Origin of the sequence: Citrobacter sp. 21OH12SH02A-Citro (genome assembly GCF_027919895.1) — a bacterium.
Lineage (GTDB): Bacteria > Pseudomonadota > Gammaproteobacteria > Enterobacterales > Enterobacteriaceae > Citrobacter > Citrobacter braakii.
The window spans coordinates 701,105-720,042 of the sequence record NZ_CP114801.1; the positions used below are offsets into that span (position 1 = coordinate 701,105).

Below are 18,938 nucleotides of genomic sequence, written 5' to 3' on the forward strand. Positions count from 1 at the left end.
AAACGGGCCTTGCGGCCCGTTGTCGTTTTTACTCTTGCGGATCGACTGACGGGATCGCGGGAGCAGGTTTAACTTCTGCCGTTTTTTCACGCGATTCCAGCTCAGTCAGACGTTGCTCAAGCAGCGCCAGCTTTTCACGGGTACGCAGCAAAACCTGAGTCTGTACATCAAACTCTTCACGGCTTACCAGATCCAGACGGGTCAGCTGTGACTGCAGCGTTTGACGAATTTTCTTCTCGACGTCTTCGCCAAACTCGCGGATCCCTTTCGGCATCGACTCGTGAACCTGACGAGCAATCTGCTCAATTTTTTTCGGGTCAATCATTGTGGTTTCCCTGAACTGGTACGTGTTGTTGCCTATTGTAGTGCGAACTGGCACAGGCATAAACCAGAATTGTGTGAAGCTAAGACGAGCAAAGGCGTTGATGAAGGTAATCAATAGCGTTATAGTTAACCCGCTTATTCTCAGGGCGGGGCGAAATTCCCCACCGGCGGTAAATCAACTCTGGTTGAAAGCCCGCGAGCGCTTTGGGTGCAAACTCAAAGGTCAGCAGATCCGGTGTAATTCCGGGGCCGACGGTTAGAGTCCGGATGGGAGAGAGTAACGATCCAGTCGGGCATGGACCCGCTCACGTTATTTTTTTGCCGCTTAGACGGTACTCCTAAGACTGCCCTGATTCTGGTAACCATAATTTTAGTGAGGTTTTTTTACCATGAATCAGACGCTACTTTCCTCTTTTGGTACGCCTTTCGAACGTGTTGAACTTGCGCTGTCTGCGCTGCGTGAAGGACGCTGTGTGATGGTGCTTGACGACGAAGATCGTGAAAACGAAGGCGATATGATTTTCCCGGCAGAAACCATGACGGTTGAACAGATGGCTCTGACCATTCGTCACGGCAGCGGTATTGTATGCTTGTGCATCACTGAAGACCGACGCAAACAGCTCGATCTGCCAATGATGGTGGAAAATAACACCAGCGCTTACGGTACCGGCTTTACCGTGACCATTGAAGCCGCAGAAGGCGTGACCACCGGCGTTTCCGCTGCGGACCGTGTTACTACGGTGCGTGCGGCAATTCAGGATGGCGCTAAACCTTCCGATCTTAACCGTCCGGGGCACGTTTTCCCGCTGCGTGCTCAGGCAGGTGGCGTGTTGACCCGCGGTGGTCACACTGAAGCAACCATCGACCTGATGACGCTGGCAGGGTTTAAACCGGCAGGCGTGCTGTGCGAACTGACCAATGACGATGGCACCATGGCGCGTGCGCCAGAATGTATCGAATTTGCCGGCAAGCATAATATGGCGGTAGTTACTATCGAAGACCTGGTGGCTTACCGTCAGGCGCATGAGCGCAAAGCCAGCTAATCGCAAATTACCACGTTAGTCGCGGTAAGCATAAAAAACCGAAGCCATCTTCCAGGCTTCGGTTTTTTTGTTTCTTGCTCCGATTATTTGGTTCTCACCCGCTTTAATGCCCATGCGCCGCTCATAATGACGAGCAACAGTAAGCACAAACTAAAGGCCAACAAACAGGCCTGCGCCATGTTCATAAAATGCCAAGGCGGGATCAGATACCAGCCTTCTGACTGCTGGTACAGATCGACAAACCACTTTTGCGTACTGCTGAGCGCCACGCCGTCGGGAACGATGGGAGCGTCATAGCCGCAATCTCCTGTGGGTTTAAACCACTCCGGTGCCCAGTTGGCCAGAGGCAAATTGAAAGGGAATGTCGGATCGGTGGAACATCCCTGTACGCCAAACAGTGAATCCGGGTCCGGGTTATGTACAGCATAATGAATGCCGTTAAGTTTAATGGAGAACTTAATGCCCAGGATGCTGCCGTAAAATGCCGCGATACAACCGATGAGCTTCAGAGCAACATTTTTGGGGTTGATTGCCGCAATCAATCCACCAAAAACCATCACCAGCATGGCAAAGCGAATGTAGACACATTGCTCGCAGGGGGCCATGTAGAGATAGATTTGGAAGAACGAGTGCGCCAGAATAATCAATCCACCCATTGCGCAAGCCATCAACAGCCACAGAAAGCGCTGTTCCTGCCATCTCACCAGGGTATCAACCGGTGTATTGCGTAAGTCTCGCCACGATCCTTTTATGAAAGCCATAGCCGGGTCCCTGTTTATTTTTTCGCGAGCTCTCTGACAAGCTCAGCCATGGAATCAATAGATTTGATATTTTTGGTGTAGATCAGGTAGTTACCATTGACGACGTAAGCCGGAACGCCCTGGATTTTGGCGACATCATATGCTGCTTTCCATTTCTCCAGCGTTTGCTGGACGGCTGGATCCTTCAATGCCGCGTCAAAATCAGCCTGGCTCATGCCCGCTGCATCCAACCCTGTTTTGATGAATGAGGCGGGATCTTTACCCTCTGACCAGCGCTCTTTCTTATCGTGGTAGGCGGCGTAATAAGCGAACTTGGCTTTTTTAAACTGTGATTTGGCGTCAAACAATGAAATACCTGCAGCCATGTCCCTGGCAATCATTACGGCAAAGATTTCGCTGGCCTGTTTACCGTATTCCCCTTTGGTTTCCAGATGAAACGGAGTGAAAGTAACGACATCGGCGACTTTGTCTGACACGGGCCCTGTCACGGCTTTATCATATTTGTAGCAAAATGGGCAGGCGTAACTGAATACTTTGATCAACGTCTTATCGGCGTTGGGAATTGGTTTTTCCAGAACCATATAATCAGTGCCTTCAGTAAACGCTGATGCTGCAAACGGTGAGGCAAGCGCGGCGGTTAATACCACGCTTTTAAATAATGAAGTGATCCATTTAGATGACATAATTAATCCTTAATCTAACGTAATTATTTAAACATTTGGCGTGGATGAACCAGCAATGCACGGTAGTGAGTTTGATTTGGCTTATCGGACAGGACATTAATTTCGACTTTGACTTCTTTTGTTTTGTAGTCAATTTCGTTGATTTTGCCGATGGTTGGCTGTCCAACGTCAAATAAATTAATCGAACCACCAAAGCCAAACATGGTGTCGCGATCTTTTTGATATTCGATAACCGAGGTGATAGGGCTATAAAAATCATAACCGCGCTCTTTTCCGTACTCCCAAATTTGCTGGACGGTCCCTTTTTTCTCGTCAATTTTATATTCGACGAAACGGGAGTATTTCATTGTTGGTAACGCCGGTTGTTCGAGTCCGCGGCCATCGCCGTTGTCAAAAATGGTAAGCGTTCCTTTGCTGGAGAGCCATGCGGTGTGTTGAGTGTAGGTAAAATCAAAATCGGTATTCTCGCACTTGCCATTTTCATCACATTTCAGTGCGTTGCCTTTATCATCAACCGGTTTTAACAGCTTGCTTGCCAGCGCCTTATTCCAGCCTTTAGACGGTGCAAGGATCCACTTAACCTGTTTATCGCGACCGATTTTGACAACCCCCTGATGGCGGGAAGAGATAATGATGGCGTCGTCTTTGGCGTCAAAGGCGATGGAGTTAACGTGCGCCCAGTTACGACCCGCACCCACGCCGAGGGCATCACCGTAGGGGGTATCTGGCTCCAGTTTTGCCTGCTGGCCGGCATGAGCGAGGTCCACGTTGACGCATACCGCGCCCGCATCCAACGCACCCAGCAGTGCATCACGCATCGGATCGAGAATTTTTGTCAGATCCCACACGTCAACAACACGACCGGATTTGTCGACTTCAATAATCTGGTCGCGGATAGTTTGTACGTGAATGCCATCTTCCTTACGATAATCACGTTTACCCACGCGAAGCAGTACGGTGCCGTTCACCGTTTCGACGGACTCATGCGATGCGTCGAGGAATCCGCGCGGCAGCTTATGGTCGGCCAGAATCTGGCCCATCATATCGAACTCATACCAGTGCTGGCCCTGTACGGCGGTGAAGGTGCCGCGCGGTGTCTCCCGTATGCCCATCAGGTAACCGCGCTTGTTGATATCCATGTCATGACCGTCATAGAAAGTGTCCTGATCCAGCCACCAACGATATTCGCCTTCCGTATCAACGACAAAGGTAAAGGGTGCGATATCAAAGGGTAATGCGCCACCGGCCGGACCAGCATCCAGGATACCGGCATTTTTATCTTTTTCACCATGCCAGTGGAATTCTGCGCCCTGTGCGGTAAAGGTGTGGGTATTCACCAGATAGAGACGGTCTTCAAAGCCAGGTGCGACCTTAATAACGTTTGTTTGCTGTAAATCGGAAATAGAACGGTTATCCATGTAGTGATTAACGATGGCAGATGTTTGCACCACGTAATCTTCCTTGATGGCCTTGCCATTTTCTTTATATTCAACAGTGACCTTATTAGCGAACTTTTGATAAAGGCCAAAAATAGGAACCCCATCGTAGGTGGCGAGGGATTCTTTGCCGACGGTATAGGTAATTGGGACTCCTTTTTCACCTTTACCATGAACGGTAACTTTAACATCCGAAATAACGTGACTATCTAATTCAACCAGTGCGGTAAGAGGGGCGTTTCCGTATGGGTCAACGACTATCGCACCCAATTTTCCTGCGGGCTGGGCTGGTTGGAAACCTGCGGCAAATGAATTCCCTGCGGCAAAGCCAAACGTCAGTGCAAGCGTTCCGGCTAGAAGTGTTTTTCGGTACTGTGTAAACATGGATATATCTCCTTATATTATCTTTAAATATAACAGTGCTGAATATATTATGTTTTTACGATGTGAATATAATAAAAAATGGTATTGCTGATGCTACTTTTATGGTGAATATATTAATATTGATGAAATGTATTATTTTGCAGGTGCTAATTTTCATTATTTTGGGGATGGTATGAGTGCGTTATTTTAAGGGCAATATTTATTATTGCGCAGTGTGATCTTGTCGACATTGTTTTATTTTTTATAACGGTGTTAACTATTTGCATAGCTGCTGGTTTATATGATCGAAATCATATATTTGTTTCTGGAATATGCCACTATATGAGTATGTCAGAATAAGGTTGTGTAAGATTTTAACGTTAAATGTTTAATGATGTTAAATTTTAAGGGTAAAAGAATGTTTATCGCCTGGTACTGGATTGTATTAATTGCACTCGTTGCAGTTGGTTATTATTGCCATATGAAGCGTTATTGTCGGGCATTTCGGCAAGACCGGGATGCATTACTCGAGGCGCGAAACAAACTCTTTCGTCGTTCTGGCGAAGATAACAGCGCGGTTAAGGAACAGGAATAGTCCTTCACGTTCTGCTATGGATGAGCGGATGCTGTAAATTAGCAGGGTGGCATCCGCCCTCTGAATTAGCCGATTCCCATGGACTGGAGGATGACAAGACTTAATCCCATCACCGACATTCCACAAAGTACCCCATAGCTGGGATTATTATTCGGGTCGATCTCTTTTGCCAACGGCATTAGCTCATCGACGGACAGCGCCACCATAATTCCTGCGACTGCTGCCATTATTGCCGCCATCACTACCGGTGAGATCAGGCTTCCCAGAATTAACCACGCCAGTACGCCGCCCAGGATTTCCGCCATGCCCGAGATCCCGGCCCAGAATATCGCCGTACGTTTGGATCCCGTGGCTGCATAGACTGGACCCGCAACGGCTAATCCTTCAGGAATATTGTGTAATGCGACGGCAAGGGCAATACCAAAGCCCAGCTCGAGGTTGCTGCTGGCGGTAACAAACGTCGCTATCCCTTCCGGGAAGTTGTGCAGGCTAATGCCGAGCGTTAATAAAATCGCGGTACGTTTAATGGAGCCGGGCAGAGGCCGCGTGGTTTTCTGTACCAGATCCTGAGGGTGCGCGTGCGGCAATAGGCGGTCCAGGCCAAAGTATCCCAGTAAGCCAACGATAAACATTCCGTAGCCCAATACCGGCGACATGCCTTCAGCAGCCAGTGCGGCTGGGAGCATCTCCATCAGTGAGATCAGTAACATAATCCCTGCGGCGAAGCCTAACGAAAAGGCGAGTACGCGGTTGGAGGGTTTTTGCCCTAACACGCCGAGAAATGCGCCGATAAACGTGGCGGCGCCTGCCAGTAAAGTCAGAAGTAAAGGTACTGACATCGACAAATAAAACTCCTTATCAATCTGCTGTCCGGGTCGGATCGTCAAAATAACTGATGATCTTCATCATGGTTATCTGAGTTCTTCATCAGCCGAATAAGCGTATTGTGGTGGTATCAAAATGACTCCCTCAGTAAGGATATCATCATGTCTTCAACTCGTATGCCAGCATTGTTTTTGGGTCACGGTAGCCCGATGAATGTTCTGGAAGATAACGTTTATACCCGCGCCTGGCAGCAACTGGGGGAAACGTTGCCGCGCCCGAAAGCTATTGTGGTGGTCTCGGCGCATTGGTTCACTCGTGGCACGGGCGTGACGGCGATGGAAGCGCCTAAAACAATCCACGATTTTGGCGGTTTTCCGCAGGCGCTGTATGACACCCATTACCCGGCTCCTGGATCACCGGAACTGGCGCAGCATCTGGTTGACTTGCTGGCCCCGGTGCCCGTTACCTTAGACAAAGAGGCCTGGGGTTTTGACCACGGTTCATGGGGCGTGCTGATCAAGATGTACCCGCATGCGGATATTCCGATGGTGCAGCTGAGCATTGACAGTACCAAACCTGCGGCCTGGCATTTTGAAATTGGCCGCAAGCTGGCGGCACTGCGTGATGAGGGCATTATGCTGGTAGCCAGCGGCAACGTGGTGCATAACCTGCGCACTGCGCGTTGGCACGGTGAGAACACGCCATATCCGTGGGCGACCTCATTCAACGATTATGTTAAAGCAAACCTGACATGGCAGGGACCGGTTGAACAGCACCCGCTGGTGAACTATCTCGATCATGAAGGGGGATCGTTATCGAACCCGACAGCGGATCACTATCTGCCGCTGCTGTATGTATTAGGTGCCTGGGATGGCAAAGAGCCGGTGACTATTCCTGTTGACGGGATTGAGATGGGAAGTTTGAGTATGTTGTCGGTGCAGGTCGGATGATAAATGCCCGATGGCGCTGCGCTTATCGAGCCTACAGTTCGTGCTGTAGGCCGGGTAAGACGCAGCTACCACCCGGCACTCTCAGTCATTCGACAAAAATATGCGGATAGAAACGCGAGAGATCCTGCGTGATCAACGCACGGTCTTCGCGAATGCCAATGCCAGCTGGTTGATCGTTGATTAGCCAGCTGCCGATCAACATATAGCTGTCGCCAAACTTCGGTAGCTGATGGAATTGCTGCACGATCATACCTTCTTCGCCGTACGGCCCTTCCACTGCTTCGATCGTTTTACCGTTTTCGATAATTGAAACGTTCGCGCCTTCACGTGAGAAGATCGGCTTTACGACGAATTTATCCATCTGAGGATAGTCATCTTCGGCGAAATACGCAGGCAGCAGATTCGGATGATCCGGGAACATTTCCCACAACAGCGGTAATAACGCTTTGTTGGAGATGATGCTCTTCCAGGCTGGTTCCAGCCAGCGAACGCCAGCGTCTTCCAGCTTGGTGGAGAACATTTCGCGCAGCATGAATTCCCACGGATAGAGCTTGAACAGGTTAGCAATGACCTGATCTTGCATATCCGTGAACTGACCTTTTTCACCAAGACCAATATCTTCGACATAGAGGAATTCAGTGGCGATTTCAGCTTCGGCAGCGCAATCCTGCAGATACTGGATCGTTCCGCGGTCTTCCACCGTATCGCGACAACAGGTCAGATGTAGCAACTGAAAACCATACTGCTCACGCAGCTCGGCGAAACGCTCGATCAGCTTTTCCTGCAGACTGTTGAATTGATCGCTGCCTTCCGGCAGGTTGCCTGCATTGAGTTGGTCTTCCAGCCAGATCCACTGGAAAAACGCAGCTTCGTACAGAGAGGTTGGCGTATCGGCGTTGTTTTCTAACAGCTTAGGCTCGCCCGTGCCGTCCCACGCCAGATCGAGACGCGAATAGAGCGACGGTTGCTGTGTCTGCCAGGACTGGCGGACAAAGCCCCAGGTATGCTTCGGAATGCGAAACTTGGTCATCAGCTCATCGCTGGCGATGACCCTTTCCACCACTTTGAGACACATTTGATGCAGCTCTGCAGTGACCTCTTCCAGCTTTTCAACCTGAGCAAGCGTGAGCTTATAATATGCATCCTCACACCAGTACGGCTCGCCGTACATAGTGTGAAAGTTGAAACCGTATTCGGTGGCTTTATCGCGCCAGTCCGGGCGCTCAATAATACTGACTCTTTCCATGACGATCAGCCGCCCATTGAACGAGTGGTAGTACCGCTTGCGCTACGCTGCATGGTGCTCTGTTTAGCCACAGATTCGCCAAATCCGCCGCGGGTTACGGTAGAGGTGGTAGCCGGTTTCGGCGCCATAGCGGTTTTCGGTACGGTCATGGTGCGACCCGGCGTAGCGGCGCCGTAGTTTTTGCCGCCGGCATCCGTATATTTTCCGTATGCCGGGCTGGCCGGATTTTTCGAGCTGAACAGCGGCTGCTGAGCGCCCATACCGCCACCCATCATGCGGCCCATCATATAGCCTGCCATCAGCGGCATCCAGAAGCTGCCGCTGCTTTGATTCTGCGCCTGAGCCTGGCCTTCACCGGTCGGCGCCATGCCCGCTTGTGCAGGTGCCTGTTGGCACTGGCCTTCGCCGAATTCAGCGATACAGTCTTCGCGAGTGGCGTATTTTGGCGCGGTGCGTTCAGCTTCTTTCAGCGCATTGTTAAACGCGGTGGTACATTCGGCGCTTTTACCCGGATTAGCTGCAGAGCAGTCGTCCGCGTTCTGATAAAGCGAAACCGTTTCGTCACTCTTTTCACAGCCCGCGAGCATAAAAACAGCGGTAACTGCCAGAGCGACAGGAGTCAGGTGGCGCGCGCTCCAGCTTTTGCGGAACGAGGCGTGATGTATAGATTTTGTCCGTTTCATTTATGTCTTCCAGGACCCAGTGGTAACTCTGCTCAGAATAGAGGATGACTGGTCGAAATTGAAGCGGGAAGAGGCGAGAATGCGGAAGAAGGGGTGGATCTTTACGTTGCCTTACGTTCAGACGGGGCCGAAGCCCCGTCATCAGCATCAGTTACGGAACGGGTTGTTACCGTTGCTGCTGGTTGAACGTGCAGCCGTTGGTTGAGCCGCAGGCATATTGCCGTTGCTGTTAAAGTCATTCACAGCGGCATCTTGCTGCGGATTTTGCGGCGCTACGTTATCCGGAGAAGTCGGGATCGGTTTACCCAGCGTATTATTCAGCGCCACCAGATCCTGCTCGTTCAGCGTACCGAGCGCAGATTTGACGTTAAGCTGGTTGATAAGATAGGTATAACGCGCATTCGCCAGTTGCTGCTTGGCGTTGTACAGCGTGGTGGTGGCATCCAACACATCCACGATGGTACGGGTACCTACGGAATAGCCTGCTTCCATCGCATCTAAAGAGCTTTGGGCAGAGACAACCGCTTGTTTGTACGCGTTAATGCTACTGATAGAAGCATTAATGTTGTTGAACGAAGAACGCACGGTTTGCACCACGCTGCGGTGCGCGCTTTCCAGTTGTTCGCTCGCGCCAACAAAGTTGTACTGCGCTTGTTTCACCTGCGAGTTAACCATCCCACCCTGGTACAGCGGCAGCGAGAAGTTCAGACCGATTTTGTTCTGGCCCATGTTGCTGTCGTCGTACTGGGAGGTGTTAGTTTTCGACCCGTTGTAGGAGGTGTCAGAAACGCCGGTAGAGGCGGTCAAACCCAGCGTCGGTAAGTGACCATCCTGCGCCAGACGAATCTGTTCACGCGCCAGATCCTGGCTCAAACGCGCCTGCAATAATGAGAGGTTGCGGTTTTCTGCTTCTTTCAGCAGCGCGTTCACCGCCTGCGGTTTGTTGGTTTTAAAGCCGTCAACGTTCAGCGAAGCCAGTTCCGGGTAGTAGTTACCGGTCACCTGGCGCAGCTGTTCTACCGCGTTGTCGAGATTGTTACGCGCGGTAACTTCGTTCGCCAGTACGGTATCGTATTGTGAACGGGCGTTCTGTACGTCAGTGATGGCGACCAGGCCCACGTTAAAACGCTGTGTGGTCTGATCTAACTGACGATAGACCGCATCTTTCTGTGCCTGAGTGTAAGACAGCACGTCAATCGCGTTCAGTACGTTAAAATAAGCGGTAGCGGTATTCAGGATCAGCGTTTGCTGATCGGTCTGATACGTTACGTCCTGGATGCCTGCTGCTTTTTCTTGCAGCGTCAGGGCACGCCATTTAGACATGTCGAACAGCGTCTGAGTCAATTGTAATGACGCGCTGGTTGCGTTGGAGTTGACGCCATTTGCATCACGGTAGCCATTGCTGTAGGTGTAATCGGCACCTAAACCTAGTTGCGGCAGTAATGGGCTACGCGCTTCGTTAATTTTTTCGAATGCAGCATCGCGATCGGCGGCGGATTTACGCAATTCCGGGTTGCTCAGGCGTGCTTGCTGATAAACCTGCATCAGGTTTTCTGCCTGGCTCAAAGTAGTGAACCCCGACAGGCTCAGGCCGATAAGGATGGGGAGCAATTTCTTCATTTGCATTCCTTGTTGTGAAGCAGTATTTAGCGCTGATCAAATTGTAAAAATATTTGCTGATTCTAGCAGAATCCGCCACTTCAAAAAGTTGGCGTTACGTGCCATACGGCGTTAATTTGCATCAATTTAACACAAGGGCGTTCAAACATCAGTCAAACGACCTTGAAATTCACATTTTAATCACTATTGGTTTCAGGACAGCACAATGCGTAAACCAGACAACTTGCCAATGACTTTCACTAAAAATGATGTAGAAATTATTGCACGAGAAACGCTATACCGCGGTTTTTTTTCACTGGATCTTTATCGGTTCCGCCATCGCCTGTTTAACGGCGGTATGAGCGGTGAGGTAAAGCGCGAAATTTTTGAGCGCGGACACGCGGCAGTCTTGCTACCCTTTGACCCTGAGCGGGACGAAGTTGTTCTGGTCGAGCAGATCCGTATCGCGGCGTTTGATACCAGCGAAAGCCCGTGGCTCCTGGAAATGGTGGCCGGAATGATTGAAGAGGGCGAAACCGTTGAGGATGTGGCTCGTCGTGAAGCGATGGAAGAGGCCGGGCTGGAAGTTAAACGTACCAAGCCCGTTCTGAGCTATCTGGCAAGCCCTGGCGGCACCAGTGAGCGCCTGTCTATTTTAGTTGGCGAAGTGGACGCCACGACCGCGAGCGGGATCCACGGTCTGGCTGATGAAAACGAAGATATTCGTGTTCATGTGGTGAGCCGGGAGCAGGCTTATCAATGGGTTGAAGAGGGGAAAATCGACAACGCGGCTTCTGTCATCGCCTTGCAATGGTTACAGCTGCACTATCAAGAGTTAAAAACTGAGTGGAAAAAATGAAGCGTTACACACCTGACTTCCCTGAAATGATGCGCCTGTGCGAAACCAACTATTCGCAATTGCGCCGCCTGCTGCCACGTAATGATGCAGCCGGTGAAACAGTGAGCTATCAGGTAGCAAACGCACAATATCGGTTAACGATCGTTGAATCGACCCGATACACTACGCTTGTCGCGATCGAACAAACGGCACCCGCGGTCACATACTGGAGCCTGCCGTCATTGACAGTCCGCCTGTATCATGACGCGAGGGTGGCTGAAGTGTGTTCGAGTCAGCAGATCTTTCGCTTCAAAGCGCGGTATGATTATCCAAATAAAAAGTTGCATCAACGCGACGAAAAGCATCAAATTAATCAGTTTCTGGCCGACTGGTTACGGTACTGTTTAGCACATGGAGCGATGGCGATTCCGGTTTATTAGCGTCGTGAAACCTAAGGACACCATTTGGAAAGCCTGTTAACCCTTCCTTTGGCTGGTGAGGCCAGAGTCAGGATCTTACAAATTACAGACACTCACCTGTTTGCCGAAAAGCATGAAACGCTGCTGGGTGTAAACACCTGGGACAGCTATCAATCCGTACTGGATGCAATACATGCAGAGTCGCCTGAATACGATCTGATCGTCGCGACTGGTGATTTGGCGCAGGACCAATCCGCTGCGGCCTATCAGCATTTTGCTGAGGGCATCGCAAGCTTTCGTGCGCCCTGCGTTTGGCTACCGGGCAATCACGATTTTCAGCCGGCAATGTACAGCGCGCTACAGGACGCGGGGATCTCACCCGCTAAACGCGTCTTTATTGGTGAACAGTGGCAAATCCTGTTGCTGGACAGCCAGGTATTCGGCGTTCCCCACGGTGAATTAAGCGAATTTCAGCTCGAATGGCTGGAACGTAAACTTGCCGATGCGCCTGAGCGCAATACTTTGCTGCTTCTGCATCATCATCCTCTGCCAGCAGGCTGTAGCTGGCTCGATCAGCATAGCCTGCGTAATGCCGCAGAGCTGGATAACGTGCTGGTGAATTATCCTCGTGCCAAGTATTTGTTGTGCGGGCATATTCATCAGGAACTGGATTTGGACTGGAACGGACGCCGCCTGCTGGCGACGCCGTCGACCTGTGTGCAGTTTAAGCCACACTGTTCCAACTTCACGTTAGATACCATCAGCCCCGGCTGGCGGACGCTGGAGCTTTTTGCTGACGGGACGTTGCAGACTCAGGTACGCCGTCTGCAGGGTAATCGGTTCCACCCTGATACCGCTTCAGAAGGCTACTGATGTCTACGCTTCTTTATCTTCACGGGTTTAATAGTTCTCCTCGTTCGGCGAAGGCATGTTTGCTGAAAAACTGGCTGGCGGAGCATCATCCGCACGTTGAGATGATCTTACCCCAGTTGCCACCGTATCCGGCCCAGGCCGCAGAGATGCTGGAATCGATCATTCTCGAACATGGCGGAGAGTCGCTGGGAATTGTCGGTTCCTCGCTAGGAGGCTATTACGCCACCTGGCTGTCGCAATGTTTTATGCTGCCCGCGGTGGTGGTGAACCCTGCTGTCCGACCTTATGAACTGCTGGTCGACTATCTCGGTCAAAACGAGAACCCCTACACGGGGCAGCAATATGTGCTAGAGTCACGCCATATTTACGATCTTAAAGTCATGCAGATTGACCCGCTGGAAGCGCCGGATTTGATCTGGCTGCTTCAACAAACGGGCGATGAAGTGTTGGACTACCGCCAGGCGGTGGCGTATTACGCCTCCTGCCGCCAGACAGTTATTGAGGGCGGAAACCACGCATTCACGGGCTTCGAAGATTATTTCAACCCGATTGTCGATTTCCTTGGACTGCACAGTTTCTGACGATCAATTCGAATTGCTTATTTAAACCATGACGCAAACTTATAACGCTGATGCCATTGAGGTACTCACTGGGCTTGAGCCGGTACGCCGTCGCCCGGGGATGTACACCGATACAACCCGTCCGAACCATCTTGGACAGGAAGTGATTGATAACAGTGTGGATGAAGCACTGGCGGGCTACGCAAAACGCGTGGACGTGATTTTACATGCCGACCAGTCTCTGGAAGTTATTGATGATGGCCGCGGCATGCCGGTAGACATTCACCCTGAAGAGGGCGTTCCGGCGGTAGAGCTGATCCTCTGTCGTCTGCACGCAGGCGGTAAGTTCTCCAACAAAAACTATCAGTTCTCTGGTGGTTTACATGGGGTGGGGATCTCCGTGGTCAACGCCCTGTCGAAGCGTGTGGAAGTGAACGTGCGCCGCGACGGGCAGGTGTACAACATCGCGTTTGAGAACGGCGATAAGGTGCAAGATTTACAGGTTGTCGGTACCTGCGGTAAACGCAATACCGGAACCAGCGTGCACTTCTGGCCGGATGAAAGCTTCTTTGACAGCCCGCGTTTTTCCGTTTCGCGCTTAACGCACGTACTGAAAGCCAAAGCGGTGCTGTGCCCAGGCGTTGAGATCACCTTTAAGGACGAGGTCAATAACAGTGAACAGCGCTGGTGCTACCAGGATGGCCTGAATGACTATCTGAGCGAAGCGGTAAATGGCTTGCCGACGCTGCCGGAAAAACCGTTTATCGGTAATTTCAGCGGTGAAACAGAAACCGTGGACTGGGCGCTGCTCTGGCTGCCGGAAGGCGGCGAGCTGCTGACTGAAAGCTATGTGAACCTGATCCCAACCATGCAGGGCGGTACGCACGTTAACGGCCTGCGCCAGGGTCTGCTGGATGCAATGCGCGAGTTCTGTGAATACCGCAATATTCTGCCGCGCGGCGTGAAGCTGTCGGCGGAAGATATCTGGGATCGCTGTGCTTACGTGCTGTCGGTAAAAATGCAGGATCCGCAGTTTGCCGGACAAACCAAAGAGCGCCTCTCTTCGCGGCAGTGCGCGGCATTCGTCTCTGGCGTGGTGAAAGATGCTTTCAGCCTGTGGCTGAACCAGAACGTGCAATCAGCCGAACTGCTGGCTGAGATGGCGATTTCCAGCGCCCAGCGTCGTCTGCGTGCGGCGAAAAAAGTGGTGCGTAAGAAGTTGACCAGCGGTCCGGCGTTGCCGGGGAAACTGGCGGACTGTACCGCACAGGATCTTAATCGCACCGAACTGTTCCTCGTCGAAGGTGACTCGGCGGGCGGATCGGCGAAACAGGCGCGCGATCGTGAATATCAGGCGATCATGCCGCTGAAAGGTAAGATCCTTAACACCTGGGAAGTCTCTTCCGATGAAGTGTTGGCTTCGCAGGAAGTTCACGATATTTCGGTGGCGATCGGCATCGATCCGGACAGTGATGATCTGAGCCAGCTGCGCTACGGTAAGATCTGTATTCTGGCGGATGCGGATTCCGATGGTTTGCACATCGCCACGCTGCTGTGCGCGCTGTTTGTGAAACACTTCCGTACGCTGGTGAAACACGGTCACGTCTATGTGGCGCTGCCGCCGTTATACCGTATCGACCTCGGTAAAGAGGTGTATTACGCGCTGACGGAAGAAGAGAAAGCGGGCGTGCTGGAGCAGTTAAAACGCAAGAAAGGCAAGCCGAACGTGCAGCGCTTTAAAGGTCTGGGTGAAATGAACCCGATGCAGCTGCGTGAAACCACGCTGGATCCGAACACCCGCCGCCTGGTGCAGCTCATCATCGATGACGAAGACGATCAGCGTACCAACGCAATGATGGATATGCTGCTGGCCAAGAAGCGTTCTGAAGATCGCCGTAACTGGTTGCAGGAGAAAGGCGACCTGGCGGATCTCGAAGGGTAATTGACCGTGAATGCCTGGTGACGCTGGGCTTACCAGGCCTGAGGATTGCAATATAAGCCGGATACGTCTGTTTATGGCGTTATCCGGCAAATCGACAATCTTAAATGCCAGACTCCAGAATACGAATACTCATGTCCAGCACGTCGCCTTTCACGGCTTCGCTATAGGCTTTCATATGCGGTGTCTGCAAATGCGCTTCAAGATGCGCAATGCTTTCCCACTGTTCAACCATCACGATTGAGTCCGGGGCTGTGGTCTGAAAACTGACGCCAGCAGCATGATCGACCATCGGCGCGTAGCCGTGGCAGCCTTCTTCTTTCAATACGGTTGGAACGATTTTAGCGAATTGATCCAGTACCGCCTGGCGGTGATGTTGACCTGGACGTGTACGGATTTCTGCAATAACGGTAAGCATGGTTAACTCCTTCTAATTCCAGGTTACCAGTTAACCAAAAATTTCGCTCAGATGCTTGCGATATTCTGCGATATAACGCGGGACGTCCGGCATTTTAATCACGTCATTGGTGATAAAGGTCGGCAGCGCTTCCATTCCCAGGAACTGGTTTGCTTTATGGAACGGGAGATAAACGCCATCAACGCCAACGCCATGGAAGAACTGATCTTTTTCAGTGAAAGCTTCCATCGGTGCGTTCCAGGTCAGTGACAGCATGTATTTTTTGCCCTGAATCAGCCCACCGGAGCCGTATTTTTTAGACGCATCTGAACGCGTGCGACCATCGCTGGCGTACAGCGTACCGTGACCTTCGGTAAACACGTCATCAATGTATTTTTTCACGGTCCACGGCGCACCCATCCACCAGCCAGGCATTTGCCAGATAACCACATCGGCCCAGACGAAGTTCTGTACTTCATCAGGAATGTCATAGTCGCTGTCGGCGCGCACGATTTTAACATCATGCCCGAGGTCGCGCAGAAGGCCATCCGCGACCTCGGTCAGGGTGTCGTTTAACTGACCGTTGGAGTGGGCGAATTTTTTCGCACCATTGATAATCAGAATGTTGCTCATTTTGTGTCCTCAGGGAAATACGTTTGAAGACGATTTTACCCCTACCAGCGACGCGGTGAAATTAGCAAAATGTGCAAAGTCTTTTGCTATTTGAGCAATAATAACGCAATTACCAACTGACCTTCGCTTCAAAGCCACCTTGCGGAGCGTTGCCAAACGAGGCTGACATTCCATGCAATATTGCGATACGGCGGACAATCGATAGGCCAAGACCGCTGCCGTTCACGCTTTGTCCCGGTGGACGATAAAAGCGTTCCCCGATGTGCGTCAGGACCTCTGGCGCAACGCCAGGACCATTATCCTTGACGCTAAAATTACGGGCGTTGAGCGTCACTTCCACAATGCTACCCCGCGGGCTGTAACGGATCGCATTATCCAGCAGATTTCGTACCATCAGGCTCAGTAACAGCGGCTGTCCTGTGCGCATGATGTTATGCGCGTTAATCTGCAAACGCACGTCGATGTGCACCTGCTGGGCTGGATGGTAGATATCCATCACCGCGGATTGCAAAAGCTCCTCCAGCGAGATTTCCGCCACATCCTGAAGATTGTCGAGGGAGTCGAGGCGTGAAAGCGTCAGTAACTGATCGACCAGCCGGGTGGCGCGTTCAATTCCCGCATGCAACTGTACCAGCGCTTTTTCCCGCGTTTGCGGGTCGTCGTCTGACAGTTGCACCACTTCTGTTTGTACTTTCAGCGCGGTCAACGGGCTGCGCAGCTCGTGGGCAGCATCAGAAGTGAAGCGCCGTTCGCGGACCATCATGGAATGGGTGCGGGTAAACAACTGATTGAGCGATTCAACCAACGGGCGCACTTCGCTTGGCACACCTTTCGGGTCGAGCGGCTCCTCCGATTCCGGTGAGCGCCAGCGCAGAGCCTGCGCCAGTTTTTTCAGCGGCCTGAGTTCACGGCTAATCATGACCACCAGGATTAGCAACATCAGCGGCAGCGCAATCAACCACGGTGTTAACTGGGCGGTGACGATCGACAGCGCCATATCCTCTCGATACTCCCACTCCTGGCCTACCACAATGCGGTATTTGCCGTCAGCGGAATTCAGCCACAGAAAACGCCATGCGTCGTTGTCCCCCTTGAGTTGGCCATCGGTAAAGCCTTCGTGGGTGTAGCTGTAGGGAATATCCTGGCCGTTGTCGCCATCGTGCAATACCATTTTGCCGTCGATGGTGAAGATGGCAAACGTCAGCGCGTCGTCATCAATATGGCCGTGCTTGAGCTTCTTCGGCGTGCGAGCCATATTGCTTGAGGTGGTGACGTCGCTGATATCCAGCGTACTGAGCCGCTTGGCGAACAGCATCAGTTGGGTATCAAACAGCTCATCGACATTGTCGGTGGTCTGCTTCCAGGCTACAAAGCTGGAAACGGCCCAGGTTGCTGATGCCAGAATCAGAAAAATAAGCGTTAGCCTGACGCGCAGGCTGAGGCGTTGTGTGAGTTTCATGCGTCACCCAGGGTGTAGCCAATGCCATGCACGGTACGGATAAAGTCGCTGCCGAGCTTACGGCGTAAGTGATGGACGTGTACCTCAATCGCATTGCTGGAGACGTTTTCGTCCCAGGTATACAGTTTTTCTTCAATCAGTTTGCGGGGCAGGACGCGACCCTTATTGCGCATCAGCAGTTCCAGTAGAGCGAACTCTTTGGGTTTGAGAGACAAAGGCTCATCTGCCGCCGTGGCAACCAGCGCGCCGGGATCGAGCGTCACATGGCCATGGCGCAATATGTTGCTCGCCTGGCCGCTGGCACGGCGCACCAGTGCCTCCAGTCTGGCGGCAACTTCGATCAGCGCAAAGGGTTTGCACAGATAGTCATCCGCGCCGAGACGCAGACCCTCAACGCGTTCCGCCAGCGCGTCGCGAGCGGTCAGAATCAGCACTGGCTCCTGCTTCCCGTTGGCTCGCCATTCGCGCAAGATCTCCCGTCCGTCGATGCCTGGCAGCGTCAGGTCGAGGATCACCGCATCATAAGGGGCGCTGTAGAGCGCTTCTTTCCCCTGGCGACCCTCGGTAAACCAGTCGATGCTGAAACCCATTTTACTCAGACCTGTTTTCAGGCCGTCGCCGATCAACGTGTCATCTTCGATCAGTAAAATACGCATATGTTCTTCCCTGCAGCCGCTCTCATTAGCGTCAGTAAACCTTGTGACTACAGCCTCTGTACAGCAAAAAAAGTATCTTTTTTTGCCTTAAGAACTTGTTAAGGATTAACTTATTTAATAGTCGTAAACCAAAATGAAAGGGAGACATGACGATGAAAAAATTAGCTGCAATGGTTGCTGTAATGGCACTGTGTTCCGCACCTGTTCTGGCAGCGCAGCAGGGCGGTTTCTCTGGACCGACAACCACCACGCAAAGCCAAAATGGCGGATTTGTCGGCCCGAATGGTAGCAGCGCGACGGTAGAAAGCGCCAAATCACTGCGTGATGACACTTGGGTTACCCTGCGCGGGAACATCGTTGAGCGTATTTCCGACGACCTGTATGTGTTTAAAGATGCGACTGGCACGGTGAATGTGGATATCGACCACAAGCGCTGGAACGGCGTAACCGTCACACCGCAGGATGTGGTTGAAATCCAGGGTGAAGTGGATAAAGACTGGAACTCCGTTGAAATCGACGTGAAACAGATTACCAAAGTTGCCAAATAATCCCCATCAGGGCCGCACTCGTGGCCCTTTTCTTTGTGACTCAACACGCCAGATAGGGTAGTATCTGCGGCAATATTGCCCTTCAATAGAGGGGTACAAAGTTGAGGA

The 18,938-nt window shown here is 51.8% G+C and carries 21 protein-coding genes and 1 riboswitch; of the genes, 9 read left to right on the top strand and 12 right to left on the bottom strand.

All coding sequences use genetic code 11. The features are described from left to right. Nucleotides 1-28: 28 nt before the first annotated feature. A complete protein-coding gene (ubiK, locus tag O6D90_RS03450; RefSeq protein ID WP_003024618.1) occupies nt 29-325 on the bottom strand; it encodes a ubiquinone biosynthesis accessory factor UbiK in 297 nt (98 codons plus the stop codon). 132 nt (nt 326-457) lie between these two features. Then, nucleotides 458-607, top strand: a riboswitch (FMN riboswitch). Nucleotides 608-713: 106 nt separating this feature from the next. Here ubiK and ribB point away from each other — a divergent pair. Continuing rightward, nucleotides 714-1,367: a 3,4-dihydroxy-2-butanone-4-phosphate synthase gene (gene ribB, locus O6D90_RS03455; protein WP_271143250.1), complete on the top strand. Its 654-nt coding sequence runs from the start codon at nt 714-716 to the stop codon at nt 1,365-1,367. Nucleotides 1,368-1,450: 83 nt separating this feature from the next. Here the strand turns inward: ribB and dsbI are convergent, their stop codons facing one another. The 3 genes from dsbI to O6D90_RS03470 are packed head-to-tail and all read right to left on the bottom strand — an operon-like array spanning nt 1,451 to nt 4,631. Next, entirely contained in the window at nt 1,451-2,128 is a 678-nt protein-coding gene (dsbI, locus tag O6D90_RS03460; RefSeq protein ID WP_016157491.1) for a protein-disulfide oxidoreductase DsbI, read from the bottom strand. A gap of 14 nt (nt 2,129-2,142) precedes the next feature. Beyond that, nucleotides 2,143-2,811: a thiol:disulfide interchange protein DsbA/DsbL gene (locus tag O6D90_RS03465; protein ID WP_016157490.1), complete on the bottom strand. Its 669-nt coding sequence runs from the start codon at nt 2,809-2,811 to the stop codon at nt 2,143-2,145. Nucleotides 2,812-2,834: 23 nt separating this feature from the next. Beyond that, on the bottom strand, nt 2,835-4,631 hold the full coding sequence (locus O6D90_RS03470; RefSeq protein WP_016157489.1) for an aryl-sulfate sulfotransferase: 1,797 nt from the start codon (nt 4,629-4,631) through the stop codon (nt 2,835-2,837). A gap of 397 nt (nt 4,632-5,028) precedes the next feature. Here O6D90_RS03470 and O6D90_RS03475 point away from each other — a divergent pair, with 397 nt between their 5' ends. Further along, nucleotides 5,029-5,205 carry a hypothetical protein gene (locus O6D90_RS03475; protein ID WP_016154525.1) on the top strand — a complete coding sequence of 59 codons (177 nt, stop codon included), beginning with the start codon at nt 5,029-5,031 and terminating at the stop codon, nt 5,203-5,205. Nucleotides 5,206-5,270: 65 nt separating this feature from the next. On the opposite strand, the gene zupT is transcribed toward O6D90_RS03475, so the two are convergent. Further along, the gene (zupT, locus tag O6D90_RS03480) at nt 5,271-6,044 is read right to left on the bottom strand and encodes a zinc transporter ZupT (protein ID WP_016157488.1); all 774 of its coding nucleotides are present in this window, start codon (nt 6,042-6,044) and stop codon (nt 5,271-5,273) included. A gap of 147 nt (nt 6,045-6,191) precedes the next feature. Here zupT and ygiD point away from each other — a divergent pair, with 147 nt between their 5' ends. Then, nucleotides 6,192-6,980 carry a 4,5-DOPA dioxygenase extradiol gene (gene ygiD, locus O6D90_RS03485; RefSeq protein ID WP_016157487.1) on the top strand — a complete coding sequence of 263 codons (789 nt, stop codon included), beginning with the start codon at nt 6,192-6,194 and terminating at the stop codon, nt 6,978-6,980. An 85-nt stretch (nt 6,981-7,065) separates the two neighbouring features. Here ygiD and O6D90_RS03490 read toward each other — a convergent pair whose 3' ends face one another. The 3 genes from O6D90_RS03490 to tolC form a co-directional block, all read right to left on the bottom strand. Next, nucleotides 7,066-8,226 (bottom strand): glutathionylspermidine synthase family protein, encoded by a 1,161-nt coding sequence (locus O6D90_RS03490; protein ID WP_016157486.1) that lies wholly within the window; start codon nt 8,224-8,226, stop codon nt 7,066-7,068. A 5-nt stretch (nt 8,227-8,231) separates the two neighbouring features. Next, a complete protein-coding gene (locus tag O6D90_RS03495; RefSeq protein ID WP_016154521.1) occupies nt 8,232-8,909 on the bottom strand; it encodes a DUF1190 family protein in 678 nt (225 codons plus the stop codon). 147 nt (nt 8,910-9,056) lie between these two features. Then, a complete protein-coding gene (tolC, locus tag O6D90_RS03500; RefSeq protein ID WP_088583064.1) occupies nt 9,057-10,535 on the bottom strand; it encodes an outer membrane channel protein TolC in 1,479 nt (492 codons plus the stop codon). A gap of 199 nt (nt 10,536-10,734) precedes the next feature. On the opposite strand from tolC, the gene nudF reads away from it, so the two are divergent. The 5 genes from nudF to parE are packed head-to-tail and all read left to right on the top strand — an operon-like array spanning nt 10,735 to nt 15,140. Continuing rightward, nucleotides 10,735-11,367, top strand: a complete 633-nt coding sequence (gene nudF, locus O6D90_RS03505; protein WP_016154519.1) for an ADP-ribose diphosphatase — start codon at nt 10,735-10,737, stop codon at nt 11,365-11,367. Continuing rightward, complete coding sequence (locus O6D90_RS03510) at nt 11,364-11,786, top strand: DUF1249 family protein (RefSeq protein ID WP_003024582.1); 423 nt, start codon at nt 11,364-11,366, stop codon at nt 11,784-11,786. The genes nudF and O6D90_RS03510 overlap by 4 nt, the downstream gene beginning before the upstream one ends. 24 nt (nt 11,787-11,810) lie before the next feature. Further along, nucleotides 11,811-12,638 carry a 3',5'-cyclic-AMP phosphodiesterase gene (gene cpdA / locus O6D90_RS03515; RefSeq protein WP_016154517.1) on the top strand — a complete coding sequence of 276 codons (828 nt, stop codon included), beginning with the start codon at nt 11,811-11,813 and terminating at the stop codon, nt 12,636-12,638. Continuing rightward, nucleotides 12,638-13,219, top strand: coding sequence for an esterase YqiA (gene yqiA, locus O6D90_RS03520; protein ID WP_016157484.1), 582 nt, complete (start codon nt 12,638-12,640; stop codon nt 13,217-13,219). The genes cpdA and yqiA overlap by 1 nt, the downstream gene beginning before the upstream one ends. Nucleotides 13,220-13,247: 28 nt before the next feature. After that, nucleotides 13,248-15,140 (top strand): DNA topoisomerase IV subunit B, encoded by a 1,893-nt coding sequence (gene parE, locus O6D90_RS03525; RefSeq protein ID WP_016157483.1) that lies wholly within the window; start codon nt 13,248-13,250, stop codon nt 15,138-15,140. Between the two features lie 100 nt (nt 15,141-15,240). On the opposite strand, the gene O6D90_RS03530 is transcribed toward parE, so the two are convergent. The 4 genes from O6D90_RS03530 to qseB form a co-directional block, all read right to left on the bottom strand. Then, a complete protein-coding gene (locus O6D90_RS03530; RefSeq protein ID WP_016154515.1) occupies nt 15,241-15,555 on the bottom strand; it encodes a putative quinol monooxygenase in 315 nt (104 codons plus the stop codon). Nucleotides 15,556-15,585: 30 nt separating this feature from the next. Continuing rightward, nucleotides 15,586-16,167, bottom strand: a complete 582-nt coding sequence (locus O6D90_RS03535; protein ID WP_016157482.1) for an NAD(P)H-dependent oxidoreductase — start codon at nt 16,165-16,167, stop codon at nt 15,586-15,588. A gap of 109 nt (nt 16,168-16,276) precedes the next feature. Beyond that, entirely contained in the window at nt 16,277-17,626 is a 1,350-nt protein-coding gene (gene qseC, locus O6D90_RS03540) for a quorum sensing histidine kinase QseC (RefSeq protein WP_016157481.1), read from the bottom strand. Next, the gene (gene qseB / locus O6D90_RS03545; RefSeq protein WP_016157480.1) at nt 17,623-18,282 is read right to left on the bottom strand and encodes a quorum sensing response regulator transcription factor QseB; all 660 of its coding nucleotides are present in this window, start codon (nt 18,280-18,282) and stop codon (nt 17,623-17,625) included. The genes qseC and qseB overlap by 4 nt, the downstream gene beginning before the upstream one ends. Before the next feature lie 152 nt (nt 18,283-18,434). Between qseB and O6D90_RS03550 the strand changes: the two genes are divergently transcribed. Continuing rightward, nucleotides 18,435-18,830, top strand: coding sequence for a YgiW/YdeI family stress tolerance OB fold protein (locus O6D90_RS03550; protein ID WP_016154511.1), 396 nt, complete (start codon nt 18,435-18,437; stop codon nt 18,828-18,830). Nucleotides 18,831-18,938 lie beyond the last annotated feature (108 nt).